This is a genomic window from Bacillus sp. SM2101 (assembly GCF_018588585.1).
Classification (GTDB): domain Bacteria; phylum Bacillota; class Bacilli; order Bacillales; family SM2101; genus Nanhaiella; species Nanhaiella sioensis.
Window position 1 is genome coordinate 1 of record NZ_JAEUFG010000020.1, and the last position, 13359, is coordinate 13359.

The 13359-nt window shown below is 36.7% G+C and carries 12 protein-coding genes; 10 read left to right on the top strand and 2 right to left on the bottom strand.

Going from position 1 to position 13359, the window contains the following annotated elements; genetic code table 11:
• Window positions 1-368 precede the first annotated feature (368 nt).
• The 8 genes from rpoN (at window position 369) to eno (ending at window position 9265) form a co-directional block, all read left to right on the top strand.
• Window positions 369-1688 (top strand): RNA polymerase factor sigma-54, encoded by a 1320-nt coding sequence (gene rpoN, locus JM172_RS17210; protein ID WP_250886738.1) that lies wholly within the window; start codon window positions 369-371, stop codon window positions 1686-1688.
• A gap of 33 nt (window positions 1689-1721) precedes the next feature.
• On the top strand, window positions 1722-1973 hold the full coding sequence (locus JM172_RS17215; protein ID WP_214483618.1) for a glutaredoxin family protein: 252 nt from the start codon (window positions 1722-1724) through the stop codon (window positions 1971-1973).
• Window positions 1974-2107: 134 nt separating this feature from the next.
• The gene (locus JM172_RS17220; protein WP_214483619.1) at window positions 2108-3127 is read left to right on the top strand and encodes a sugar-binding transcriptional regulator; all 1020 of its coding nucleotides are present in this window, start codon (window positions 2108-2110) and stop codon (window positions 3125-3127) included.
• A 47-nt stretch (window positions 3128-3174) separates the two neighbouring features.
• Window positions 3175-4182, top strand: coding sequence for a type I glyceraldehyde-3-phosphate dehydrogenase (gene gap / locus JM172_RS17225; protein WP_214483620.1), 1008 nt, complete (start codon window positions 3175-3177; stop codon window positions 4180-4182).
• 144 nt (window positions 4183-4326) lie between these two features.
• Window positions 4327-5511 carry a phosphoglycerate kinase gene (locus JM172_RS17230; protein ID WP_214483621.1) on the top strand — a complete coding sequence of 395 codons (1185 nt, stop codon included), beginning with the start codon at window positions 4327-4329 and terminating at the stop codon, window positions 5509-5511.
• A gap of 159 nt (window positions 5512-5670) precedes the next feature.
• Complete coding sequence (gene tpiA / locus JM172_RS17235) at window positions 5671-6432, top strand: triose-phosphate isomerase (RefSeq protein ID WP_214483622.1); 762 nt, start codon at window positions 5671-5673, stop codon at window positions 6430-6432.
• Complete coding sequence (gene gpmI / locus JM172_RS17240) at window positions 6425-7960, top strand: 2,3-bisphosphoglycerate-independent phosphoglycerate mutase (RefSeq protein ID WP_214483623.1); 1536 nt, start codon at window positions 6425-6427, stop codon at window positions 7958-7960. The genes tpiA and gpmI overlap by 8 nt, the downstream gene beginning before the upstream one ends.
• A 12-nt stretch (window positions 7961-7972) precedes the next feature.
• Window positions 7973-9265, top strand: a complete 1293-nt coding sequence (eno, locus tag JM172_RS17245; RefSeq protein WP_214483624.1) for a phosphopyruvate hydratase — start codon at window positions 7973-7975, stop codon at window positions 9263-9265.
• Between the two features lie 173 nt (window positions 9266-9438).
• Here eno and JM172_RS17250 read toward each other — a convergent pair whose 3' ends face one another.
• Together JM172_RS17250 and JM172_RS17255 are read right to left on the bottom strand one after the other, a co-directional pair.
• Window positions 9439-10872 (bottom strand): NAD-dependent succinate-semialdehyde dehydrogenase, encoded by a 1434-nt coding sequence (locus JM172_RS17250; RefSeq protein WP_214483625.1) that lies wholly within the window; start codon window positions 10870-10872, stop codon window positions 9439-9441.
• Between the two features lie 167 nt (window positions 10873-11039).
• A complete protein-coding gene (locus JM172_RS17255) occupies window positions 11040-11708 on the bottom strand; it encodes a type 1 glutamine amidotransferase domain-containing protein (RefSeq protein ID WP_214483626.1) in 669 nt (222 codons plus the stop codon).
• Window positions 11709-11861: 153 nt separating this feature from the next.
• Here JM172_RS17255 and JM172_RS17260 point away from each other — a divergent pair, with 153 nt between their 5' ends.
• Both JM172_RS17260 and secG read left to right on the top strand, forming a co-directional pair.
• Window positions 11862-12707 (top strand): LysR family transcriptional regulator, encoded by an 846-nt coding sequence (locus JM172_RS17260; protein ID WP_214483627.1) that lies wholly within the window; start codon window positions 11862-11864, stop codon window positions 12705-12707.
• Window positions 12708-12941: 234 nt separating this feature from the next.
• Entirely contained in the window at window positions 12942-13175 is a 234-nt protein-coding gene (gene secG, locus JM172_RS17265; protein WP_214483628.1) for a preprotein translocase subunit SecG, read from the top strand.
• The last annotated feature ends 184 nt before the right edge of the window (window positions 13176-13359 follow it).

Genomic DNA, 13359 nt, shown 5'->3' on the forward strand with positions numbered 1-13359 from the left:
TGATATAATTTTTAAACATAAGGACCCTTCTTTCCGATGAAATTTGGTGTGGTAACTTTATTTTATCAGAAGTGGTCCTTATTTTAATTCCAAAATAAACAAAGCCGGTGAAATTTTACTTCTTGTAAAATTTCACCGGCTTTTTCATCTCAGAGGTGGGTTTTGTCACAGCCTCTTTTTGTTCAAGAAACTTCGAAGGCGAAGAGCGCCTTCAAATGATAGAGCTTCAGAAAGGCAAAAATCGCCTTCAAATGAAAAGCTTCCAGTGCTTGTCGAGTCTGCTTAGTCGGCGTCGCTTTTCTAACTTCCATTGTTTTACCATACACCTATTATCTCATATATTGTAAAATAGATATGGGGTGGAGAGCATGGAAATGAGACCGGGGTTATTTCAAGAACAAACATTAAAGCTTACGATGACTAAGGAACTATCTCAAGCAATTGAGCTTCTTCAATATTCCTCTCAAGAACTACTTACCTTTTTACATGATATAGCTATAGAAAATCCTCTTGTTGAGATACAGGAAAGTACACCATTTGATATACCTAGAAAAAAAACTTCCAACACATCATCTCAAAGTAAGCAACATAATTGGTTGGAAAATATCGGGGGAGAGCCTGAAAAACTATACGATCATCTTCGTTCACAAATATTACTATTACCAATAAGTAATATAGAAAGAAATGTTGTTGATCATCTCATAGAAAATATAGATAATAACGGTTATCTTCATTTTGAGGCTCAAGATGTCATTAATCGCTTTGGGGTTACTGAGCAGGATATAACTAAATGTGTAGAAATTATTCAAAACCTTGATCCAGTGGGAGTTGGGGCAAGGAGTGTTCAAGAGTGCTTGCTTATACAGCTACAAAGGGAGCAGCATAGGAACGAATTAGCTGAAGTTATTATTAAAGATTACTTTGAATTGTTCGCACAAAAATCGTGGAAGGCTTTGGCGAAGATTTTGAATGTAAAGCCTAAAGAGATTCAACAAATATTTGATCATATCCAATTATTAGAGCCTCGTCCTGGACATATTTTTCATCATGAACAGACAACCTATATTATTCCTGATATAATTATTGAACGGAAAAATGGACATTTTGAAGCTGCTATTAACGAAGATTATTTTCCAAAGCTATCATTTAACGTCCAATATGAGCAAGACCTATCTAATGTAGACGATGAGAAAGTGAGTGCTTTTGTAAGAGAAAAAGGTTTACAATGGGGATGGATTATAAAAAGCCTCGAACAAAGAAAGCAGACGTTATTAAGTGTTACAAAACAAATCATATTGAGGCAGACGAATTTTTTTGTTCATGGGTTATCATCTTTGAAACCCCTTACAATGAGAGAGGTCGCAGAAGTAGTCGGATGTCATGAATCTACTGTCAGTAGAGCCGTTAAAGGAAAATATGTACAGACTCCCTTTGGTTTAGTTGAAATGAAGGTATTTTTCAGTAGTAGTCTCAATACGTCTTCTAATGAAGATGCTTCTTCAACAAGAGTTAAAGAGTTAATACAGCAAATGATAAACGAGGAAGACAAAGCAAGTCCGTTGTCTGACCAAAAACTAGTTAATCTGTTAAATAGAGATTTCAAAATCATTGTGTCACGAAGAACAATTGCAAAGTATAGAGATCAATTAGGTATCTTGTCTTCTTCAAAAAGAAAAAGATATGATTGAAGAAGGCGTTTTTGTTTTGAAAGGATGAAAGATATGAGCAAAACAGTAATCATGTATACGAAGGAAAAATGTCCTTTATGTGACAAAGCTCAAAAAATATTAGTTGAACTACAAACTGAAATTCCTTTTCAACTTGAATTAACTGATATTTACAAGGATGATCAGCTATTAGAGAAATATCAGTTAATGATACCTGTAGTTGAGATAGCGGGAGAAGAAATTGCGTATGGAGTTATTCACAAAGATGTAATAAAAAAGCGCTTACAGCAAGGATTAAATGGTTGATTAAAGGGGTCAGTCCTGTTAGAATAAGAGTTGTAACAGGGGTGATTTTTTTTACCACATGCGGGACATAATATGTCATAGGTGGACTTTAAAAGTCCCGGATGGTAATTTCACCAATTTTAAGGAGAACTGCAATGCGTTCATTAATTGAAGTTCAACAAAAATTATTACCTAACCTTCTAGAGGTTATGCAAAGGCGCTATCAAGTTTTACAATATGTAAGGTTAATGCAACCTATAGGCAGAAGAAGTTTATCACTTAGCCTAGGTATGAGTGAAAGGGTCTTACGTGCTGAAGTACAATTCTTAAAGGATCAAGATTTACTTTCTGTACAAGCGTCTGGTATGACAATTACGAAAGATGGTGTCTACGTTCTTCGGCAGCTTGAGGAGATGATGAAGGAAATCTCTGGACTAAAGCTACTTGAAGAGAAGGTTAAGAAAAAATTAGGCCTACAAGAAGTAATTGTAGTATCAGGGGATAGTGATCAATCAGCTTGGGTTCAGAAAGAAATGGGCAGAGCGAGTGTTGCATGTATTAAAAAGCGCTTGAAAGATAACAGCATCGTTGCGGTAACTGGAGGTACGACTTTAGCTGCTGTAGCAGAGATGATGACTCCGAATACCGAAAGTAAGGAAACCTTATTTGTTCCTGCACGAGGTGGCTTAGGAGAGAATGTAAAAAATCAAGCGAATACGATATGTGCAAAAATGGCTGAAAAAGCAATGGGTAACTACCAACTGCTTCATGTCCCAGATCAAGTTAGTACTGAAGCCTACCAATCGATTATAGAAGAACCTGCGATTAAAGAGGTACTCACGCTTATAAAATCATCCAGTATAGTTATACATGGTATCGGAGACGCTAAAACTATGGCTATACGCCGAAAAACTTCAGATGAAGATATGAAGAAAATCGAAATGGCGAATGCTGTAGCAGAAGCCTTTGGATATTACTTTAATAAGCATGGAGAAGTCGTATATAAAGCTCAAACGATTGGCCTACAACTTGAAGACCTAAAACATAATAAATCAGTAATAGCAATTGCTGGTGGTGGCTCAAAGGCTAAAGCAATTAAAGCCTATTTTAAACAAACAAGTAACGCCTTGCTCATTACCGACGAAGGTGCTGCAAAAGAGTTAGTTAAGGGTTAATCCCTACCTAATATATTTAAGCTTTCTATTTTAAGGAGGAAATTATCATGACTGTAAAAGTTGGTATTAATGGATTTGGCCGTATTGGTCGTATCGTATTTCGTGCTGCATTAAAAAACCCTAATATTGAAGTAGTTGCTGTTAATGATTTAACAGATGCAAATATGCTTGCTCATCTTTTAAAATATGACTCAGTTCATGGAAAATTAGATGTTGATGTAACTGTTAATGGTAACAATTTAGTAGTTGACGGTAAGGAAATCCTTGTAAAAGCAGAACGTGATCCAGCACAACTTGGTTGGGGAGATCTTGGAGTTGATGTTGTAGTTGAGTCAACTGGACGTTTCACTAAGCGCGTTGATGCTGCTAAACATATTGAAGCTGGTGCTAAAAAAGTTATTATTTCTGCTCCTGCATCAGATGAAGATATTACAATTGTTATGGGTGTAAACGAAGATCAATATGATGCTTCAAACCATCACGTAGTTTCAAATGCATCTTGTACTACAAACTGTTTAGCACCATTTGCTAAAGTATTAAATGATAACTTTGGTATCCGTCGTGGTATGATGACGACTGTTCACTCATATACAAATGACCAACAAATCTTAGATTTACCACATAAAGATTACAGACGTGCTCGTGCAGCTGCTGAAAATATTATTCCAACGACTACTGGTGCTGCAAAAGCTGTGTCATTAGTATTACCTGAATTAAAAGGAAAATTAAATGGTATGGCTATGCGTGTACCAACTCCAAACGTTTCTTTAGTTGACTTAGTTGCTGAGGTTGACAAAGAAGTTACTGCTGAAGAAATTAATGCAGCTTTCAAACAAGCTTCTGAAGGCGACCTAAAAGGAATCTTAAACTACAGTGAAGAGCCATTAGTATCTGGCGATTACAACGGTGACCCTGCTTCATCTACAATTGATTCACTTTCAACAATGGTTATGGAAGGAAATCTTGTGAAAGTTGTATCTTGGTATGACAATGAAAGTGGATATTCTCATCGTGTTGTTGATTTAATTGACTACATGGTTTCAAAAGGCTTGTAAGATAACATAAATACATTGCAATAGGGGAGAGGGGAAGTATTCCCCCTCCCTTTACTTAAGAAAAGAGAATTTGATATAAATACTTCGCTTATCATGATTTAGTAATGATTATGAAGAATCATCAGAAATGGAGGCCTTTTGCAAATGAACAAAAAGACTGTAAAAGATGTTGATGTAAAAGGAAAGCGAGTTTTTTGTCGTGTCGATTTTAATGTGCCTATGAAAGATGGAGTTGTCACTGATGACACTCGTATTCGTGCAGCACTTCCAACAATTCAATATTTGATGGAGCAAGGCGCAAAAGTAATTTTAGCAAGTCATCTTGGACGTCCTAAAGGAAACGTTGTTGAAGAACTACGCTTAACTGCGGTTGCAGAACGTTTAAGTGAGCATCTTGGGAAACAAGTAGTTAAGACGAATGTTGCATACGGTGAAGAAGTAAACAATGCAATTGCTAGTTTATCAGAAGGTGATGTACTTTTACTTGAAAACGTTCGTTTCTATCCAGGGGAAGAAAAAAATGATCCTGAATTAGCAAAAGCTTTCGCAGAGCTTGCTGACATATATGTAAATGATGCTTTTGGTGCTGCACATCGCGCGCATGCAACAACAGCTGGTATTGCAGAACATTTACCAGCAGTATCAGGATTTTTAATGGAAAAAGAGCTTGAAGTGCTAGGCAAAGCTTTATCTAATCCTGAGCGCCCATTTACAGCAGTTATTGGAGGAGCTAAAGTAAAAGATAAAATTGGTGTAATTGATAACCTTCTTGATAATGTTGATAATCTCATTATCGGTGGGGGATTAGCGTACACATTTATCAAAGCATTAGGACATGATGTTGGTAAATCATTATTAGAAGAAGATAAAATTGATCTTGCAAAGTCATTTATTGATAAGGCAAAAGCAAAAGGTGTGAACTTTTATATGCCTGTTGATACGGTTGTTGCAGACGATTTTTCAAATGAGGCTAACATAAAACATGTAAGTATCGACAACATTCCGAGTGATTGGGAAGGTTTAGATATTGGTCCAAAAACAAGAGAAATATACTCAGATGTGATTGCAAAATCTAAGCTTGTTATTTGGAATGGACCGATGGGTGTTTTTGAAATGGACTCTTTTGCAAATGGAACTAAAGCAGTTGCAGAAGCACTTGCGGATGCAAATGATACGTATTCTGTTATCGGTGGCGGAGATTCAGCTGCAGCGGTCGAGAAATTTGATTTAGCTGATAAGATGAGTCATATTTCTACAGGCGGTGGAGCTTCACTTGAATTTATGGAAGGTAAGGCTTTACCAGGTGTTGTAGCATTACAAGATAAATAATTAACGAGGTTGTTCAAAATGTAAGAGATAAATGAGGGACGAATTACTGAGTTGTCCATCCTTTTTGAACAGGACCTTATAGTAATTTCACAATAAATGCTTGTTCAAGAACGATTGAAACTTCTTGAACATCCTCTAGAATGAAAGGAATGTTGTACGATGCGTAAACCAATCATCGCTGGGAACTGGAAAATGAATAAAGTACTTTCAGAAGCAGTAAGCTTTGTTGATGAAGTGAAAGGGCTTGTGCCTGCTCCTAGCAAAGTTGACTCAGTCGTTTGTGCTCCAGCATTATTCTTAGAAAAGTTAGTGGCAAGTACTACAAGTACTGATTTAAAAATCGGTGCACAAAATATGCACTTCGAAAACAGTGGTGCTTTTACTGGAGAAATTAGCCCAGTTGCACTTGAAGATTTGCGAGTAAGCTATGTAATTATTGGACATTCTGAACGTAGAGAGATGTTTGCTGAAACTGACGAAACTGTAAACAAAAAAACAAAAGCAGCTTTTGATCATCAACTTACTCCTATTGTTTGCTGTGGTGAAACATTAGAGCAACGTGAAGCTGGTCAAACGAATGACCTTGTAGCTGATCAAGTGAGAAAAGCGTTGGATGGTTTAACATCTGAACAAGCAAAACAAACTGTTATAGCATATGAACCAATTTGGGCAATCGGTACTGGTAAGTCATCTACATCAGCAGATGCCAATGCAGTTTGTGAACATATTCGTTCAGTTATCGCTGAGCAATTTTCTCAAGAGGTGGCAGATGCAACACGTATTCAATACGGTGGAAGTGTAAAGCCTGAGAACATTAACGAGTATATGGCACAACCTCATATTGACGGTGCGCTCGTCGGTGGAGCAAGCCTAGAGCCTAAGTCTTTCCTGCAGCTTTTGGGGGCAGCAAATCATGAGTAAAAAACCAGTAGCACTTATTATTTTAGATGGCTTTGCATTTCGTGATGAAACGAAAGGGAATGCTGTAGCCCATGCAAAGAAGCCTAATTTTGATCGATATTGGAGTAGCTATCCTCATGCAACATTAACAGCAAGTGGGGAAGCAGTAGGACTTCCAGAGGGTCAAATGGGTAACTCAGAAGTTGGACATTTAAATATTGGTGCTGGTCGAATTGTTTACCAAAGCTTAACACGTGTCAACGTAGCCATTCGCGAAGGTGAATTTGAGAGTAACGATACTTTCTTAAATGCGATGGATCATGCGAAGAAAAAAGGTTCAAACCTCCATATTTTTGGCTTATTATCTGATGGGGGTGTTCATAGCCATATACAACATTTGTACGCGTTGCTAAAAATAGCTGCAAATGAAGGTGTAGAAAAGGTTTATGTTCATGGTTTCCTAGATGGTCGCGATGTTGGTCCGCAAACTGCGAAAACCTACATTCATAGTCTTAATGAAAAAATTGCTGAGATTGGTGTAGGAGAAATTGCTACAATTTCTGGACGTTATTATTCTATGGACAGGGACAAACGATGGGACCGTGTAGAAAAATCTTATCGCTCCATGGTTTATGGCGAGGGACCGACGTATCAAAGTGCGATTGAATGTGTAGACGATTCTTATGCGAACGGCATTTATGATGAATTCGTGTTACCTTCAGTTATTGTCAAAGATGATGGCTCACCAGTAGCAACCATCCAAGATGATGATGCGGTGATCTTCTATAATTTCAGGCCAGACAGAGCAATACAAATTTCAAATACTTTCACGAATGAAGATTTTCGTTCGTTTGACAGAGGACCAAAGCATCCGAAAAACTTACATTTTGTTTGTCTAACACATTTTAGTGAAACGGTAAAAGGATACGTAGCCTTTAAACCAGTAAATTTAGACAACACAATTGGTGAAGTCCTATCACAAAATGGCTTAAAGCAATTAAGGATTGCAGAAACTGAAAAGTATCCGCATGTCACCTTCTTTATGAGCGGTGGTCGTGAAGAAGAATTCCCTGGTGAAGAACGGATTTTAATTGATTCACCTAAGGTAGCAACGTATGATTTAAAGCCAGAAATGAGCGCATATGAAGTGACTGATGCGTTGTTAAAGGAAATTGACGCAGATAAGCACGATGCAATTATTCTAAACTATGCCAATCCTGATATGGTTGGGCATTCCGGAATGCTAGAACCAACCATTAAGGCGATAGAAGTAGTGGATGAATGTTTAGGAAAAATAGTTGATGCAATGGAAGCCAAAGGCGGAACAGCTATTATTACCGCTGACCATGGAAATTCAGATGAAGTGGTAACTTTAGAAGGAAAGCCAATGACTGCACATACGACAAACCCGGTTCCAGTAATCGTAACAAAAAACGGAATTGAGTTAAGAGATAGCGGTAAATTAGGTGATTTAGCACCTACAATGCTACAATTATTAAATGTAAAGCAACCAAGTGAAATGACTGGAAAATCATTAATTAACGAATAAGGAGAGATAATTATGTCAATCATTGTAGACGTTTATGGTCGTGAAGTATTAGATTCTCGTGGAAACCCAACAGTTGAAGTAGAAGTATATACTGAATCTGGTGCATTTGGACGTGCATTAGTACCAAGTGGTGCATCAACTGGAGAATATGAAGCTGTGGAATTACGTGATGGTGATAAAGATCGTTATTTAGGTAAAGGAGTTATCCAAGCAGTAAATAATGTAAATGAAATCATCGCTCCAAAAATGGTAGGCTTTGACGTGACTGATCAAGTAGCAATTGACAAAGCGTTAATGGCATTAGATGGGACAGAAAACAAAGGTAATTTAGGTGCAAATGCAATTTTAGGTGTATCAATGGCAGCAGCACGTGCTGCGGCTGATTTCTTAGAGATTCCACTATACCAATATTTAGGTGGATTTAACGCAAAAACATTACCTGTTCCTATGATGAATATCGTAAACGGTGGAGAGCATGCAGATAATAATGTAGATATTCAAGAATTCATGGTTATGCCTGTAGGTGCACAAAACTTCAAGGAAGCACTTCGTATGGGTGCAGAAATATTCCATAGTTTAAAATCTGTTCTTAAAGCAAAAGGCTATAATACAGCTGTAGGTGATGAAGGTGGATTTGCACCAAACCTAAGCTCAAATGAAGAAGCGTTGCAAACAATTATTGAAGCTATTGAAAAAGCAGGCTATAAACCAGGCGAACAAATTATGTTAGCAATGGATGTAGCTTCATCTGAGTTATACAACAAAGATGATGGCAAATACCATTTAGAAGGTGAAGGCGTTGTGAAAACGTCTGAAGAAATGGTTTCATTCTATGAGGAGCTTGTTGAAAAGTATCCTATCATCTCAATTGAAGATGGATTAGATGAAAATGACTGGGAAGGTCATAAGCTACTAACAGAACGTATCGGACACAAAGTTCAATTAGTAGGTGACGATTTATTTGTAACAAATACGAAAAAGCTTGAAGAAGGAATTGAAAAAGGAATTAGTAATTCAATCCTTATTAAAGTGAACCAAATTGGTACATTAACTGAAACATTTGATGCAATTGAAATGGCAAAACGTGCGGGCTATACGGCTGTAATTTCTCACCGTTCAGGTGAAACTGAAGATAGCACGATTGCTGATATCGCTGTTGCAACAAATGCAGGACAAATCAAAACTGGTGCTCCATCACGTACAGATCGTGTTGCGAAGTATAATCAATTGTTACGCATCGAAGATCAATTACAAGAAACAGCACGCTTTGATGGTTTAGCATCATTCTATAACTTAAAGAAATAACATTATTGAAGACCTCACGTAATGTGAGGTCTTTTTAGTTTTGGTTAGTATTTCTTAAAGGATTATTATTATCTTTCTGTAACTCTTAATTAGACTATTCGTGATATGGTTGGTTAGACAAATACTATAACTTTTTCCTTCTATACCCATAGCTTTGTATTTTGAATCACGGCTTATTGCGTAAAGGAGTCAACAGAGATATACTTCTGCTCTAAATATTCTTCTATTCCAAAGTACCCGCCTTCTCTACCTAATCCACTTTCTTTATAACCGCCAAAAGGAGCTTGCGCAGCTGATGGGAGTCCGTCATTTACACCTATTACTCCATACTCTAAATTGTTCATGAAAAATGTAGCTTCATCTAAACTTGTTGTGAATACATATGCAGCAAGACCATATTGACTGCTATTTGCCCTATTCACTACTTCCTCAATCGTTTTAAAAGAGGTAATAGGGGCTAACGGTCCAAACGTTTCGTCCTGCATACAGACCATATCATCTGTCACATTTCCAACGACAGTAGGCTGAAAATAATGACCTTTTTCTTCCGAGATCTTTTTCCCGCCTGTTAAAATAGACGCACCTTTCGCTACAGCATCTTCAATATGATACATAACTTTTGCTATAGCATTCTCATTAATGAGGGGTCCTATATCAATGTTATTGTTCAACCCATTTCCCAAGGTTAAACGTGAAGTACGTTCTACTAATCTAGCTGTAAAGCTTTCTATCACATCTTCATGAATGTAGAATCGGTTAGATGCAACACACGCTTGACCTGCATTGCGGAATTTAGATTGAATGGCTCCTTTAACAGCTCTATCGATGTCTGCCTGTGCTGTGACAATGAATGGTGCATGTCCCCCTAGTTCGAGAGATAATTTTTTTACAGAATCAGCTGCTTCTTTCATTAGAAGTTTTCCTACAGGTGTTGATCCAGTAAAACTTAATTTTCTAACCCGCTTATCTCGTAACCAAGCATTGCCAATTTGTTTAGCATTACCTGTTACGATATTTATTACGCCTCTAGGGAAATTAGCTTTTTCTGCTAATTGTATTAACTTTAAAGCGGTAAAAGGCGTTTCTTCTGAGGGCTTTACAACGACGGTACATCCAGCTGCTAATGCTGGGGCAAGTTTCCTAGTAATCATTGCAGCAGGGAAATTCCAAGGTGTAATAGCAGCAACTACTCCTACTGGCTCTTTTTTTACTATAATATGTTTATTAGTTGTAGAGGCTGGAATCGTATTACCATAATTTCGTTTCGCTTCCTCTGCATACCATAACACATACTCATTTGCATATTCGATCTCTGCTAAAGCTTCCTTTAATGGTTTTCCTTGCTCAATCGTTATGATCCGAGCTAGTTCATCTTGATTCTCTTTAATTAATTGATACCATTGATAAAGAAGTTGACTTCTATACCTTGCAGTCTTTTTCGACCATAAAGCAAAGGCTTTTGATGCTGCTTCAATAGCTAGAACTGCTTCTGTATGCCCGCCATTTGAAACTTCTCCTATTATTGCTTTCGTTGCCGGGTTTTTGATAGCAATAACATCTTCTGATGCTATCCACTGACCGTTTATAAAATTTTGCTTAATAAACATCTGTCCCACCCTTTTATTTGTTTATCTTAGTCTGTTATTAAGTGTGAATGTATACTTAAACAAGTTTACCGTTCGAACAGACTTGCATTTTTCCGTAGTCAAATCTTCAGAAAAGAAAACAGCTGAAACACAAATTGAAATTCTTCATGTGCCAGCTGTCAATATAATTAATCTTTCTTTAATGCTTTTACAATTTCTTGAGCGATACTTTCCGATGATGCAGGGTCACGGCTCGTAATAATTTGATCATCTGCCCAGATCGATAATGCTGGCTGGTCTAATTTGCCGACATATGTGCCTACTTTAGCCAGCTCTTGCTCTACACTATATGGTAGAAATTCTATTACTTCCTTTGGTTCATAGGCATCTGGAAAAGCAGTAACCTTTTTCCCATCGATGATTGATTTACCGTCTTCTCTATAAGTGAAAGCTAACACAGAAGGTGCATGACACTCTGCTGCAACGATGCCTTTATTATCATAAATTTCATTTATTAAACGATGAGCATGTGGATCGTAGGAAACATCGAACATGGGTCCATGTCCTCCGACAAATAATATGACATCGTAATCTTTTCCTTGTAAGTCAGCTAAACGTAACGTATCCTTCCAACGCCCAAGCTTTTCAAACTCTCTTGATTTCCCGTCTGGGTCTGTTTCATCATTTAAAGAAAACTGATCAACCATCCCATCTCCGCCTTTTGGTGAAGCAATTGACACAGTATGACCTGCTGCTTCTAATACATTTAATGGAACATGAAATTCCTCAGACCAATAACCTGTTCGATATGATTTTACTGCTATTCCATTTGATATAACCATTAATATATTTGCCAATGTATATACCTCCTAATTATAATAATTATTGATGTAGTATTGTTCTTATTGGAAAATTGTCTTCGTTACTTCTATAGGTTATCATCAATATATAAGATTATGTACTTCCATTATGTTAGATGGGAATAACAGAAAGTTATAAAGGTGAAATACATGAAAATTGAATGGTTAGAAGCATTTCAAATAACTGCAGAAACGAAAAGTTTGACTAAATCGAGTGAATTATTACACATGAGTCAACCTGCTTTAAGTAAACAAATAAGAAACCTTGAGGTAGATTTAGGCGCTAGTTTATTTATTCGCTCTTCTACGGGTGTTCGATTAACTCAGGCTGGTGAAATATTATTAAAGAGCAGTAAAAAAATCTTAAAGGAAGTCAATTCTGTACGTAAAGAAATTAATCTTAGTCAAGGAATAGGTGATATTACAATAGGATCTTGGCCGAGTATAGCAACGTCTTATCTTCCTTATAAATTTGCTAAGCATAAGTACAATGATCAATTCAGAGTAAAAATTTCTCATAGCTTTTTGGAATTATTATCGGGGCTAGAGAAGGGGTTAATAGACGTTGCATTATTTGATGATCGAGAAATCAAACATTCTTATTACTCTAAGTTTTTATTTTCAGAACGCTTTTTCTTATTTATAAATGCCAATCATCCGATTTATGCTAACCAAACCTCTATTTCCTTTCATGAAATAAAGGATGAATCATTTGTTGTACTTCCCTCTACATGCGATGCTAGAATGCTCGTTGACAAAGAATTTGCGTCAAAGGGCTCTACTTTAAAGGTTGCCTCAGAAATTGAATTTGGTCAAAGTATATTAGGTTTTGTTGAAGCAAACCTTGGTATGTCCATTCTTCCAGAAATATTTATACAAAATAGATCAGAGAATGTTAAAGCTATCGAAATTCAAGATTTTAATATATCACGTCATGTTTCTCTAATAGCAAATGACGAAGCCATCGGGAAAAAATTAGTTTCAATGCTAAGGTAACTCTACTTGAATACTATAAATGCCATAGTGCAACAGACATTGGGTGGCAGCGAAAGGTCATTAAATATCTCCTCATATAAATAAGTATAGGTACAGCTGGAATAACAAATAGTACAAATAATTTGTTACGGTAGTGCTTGAAATACTGTCACTACCTGAAAAGGACTTGTTTGTAGTTTTAAGATATGCTAAATTATAATAAGTGAATAGTACGATTTTCTGGAGGTGTATCATATGTCCACATTATTTGTGACATTATTAGTGATAGATTGTCTAGCTCTCATTACGGTAGTTCTTTTACAATCAGGGAAAAGCGCAGGATTATCAGGTGCCATTTCTGGTGGAGCCGAGCAGCTTTTTGGAAAGCAAAAGGCAAGAGGATTAGATGCTGTTTTACAAAACTTAACGATTATTTTGTCTGTATTGTTTTTCGTGTTAACAATTGTATTAGCATATATGGGTCTTTAAGGGTTAACAAAGCTAAATAAAAAAAGCTTACAAGCAATATTATTATTTCATTAATGTACTATCATGCTCAGGGTTTTTCTCTAGGCGGTTCAGATAACCTGGTGAAATAAATACAAACGTATATTAAACGGTAACGTAAATTATCGTATATAAGACGACACAAAAAAACGCTTGAATATTAATT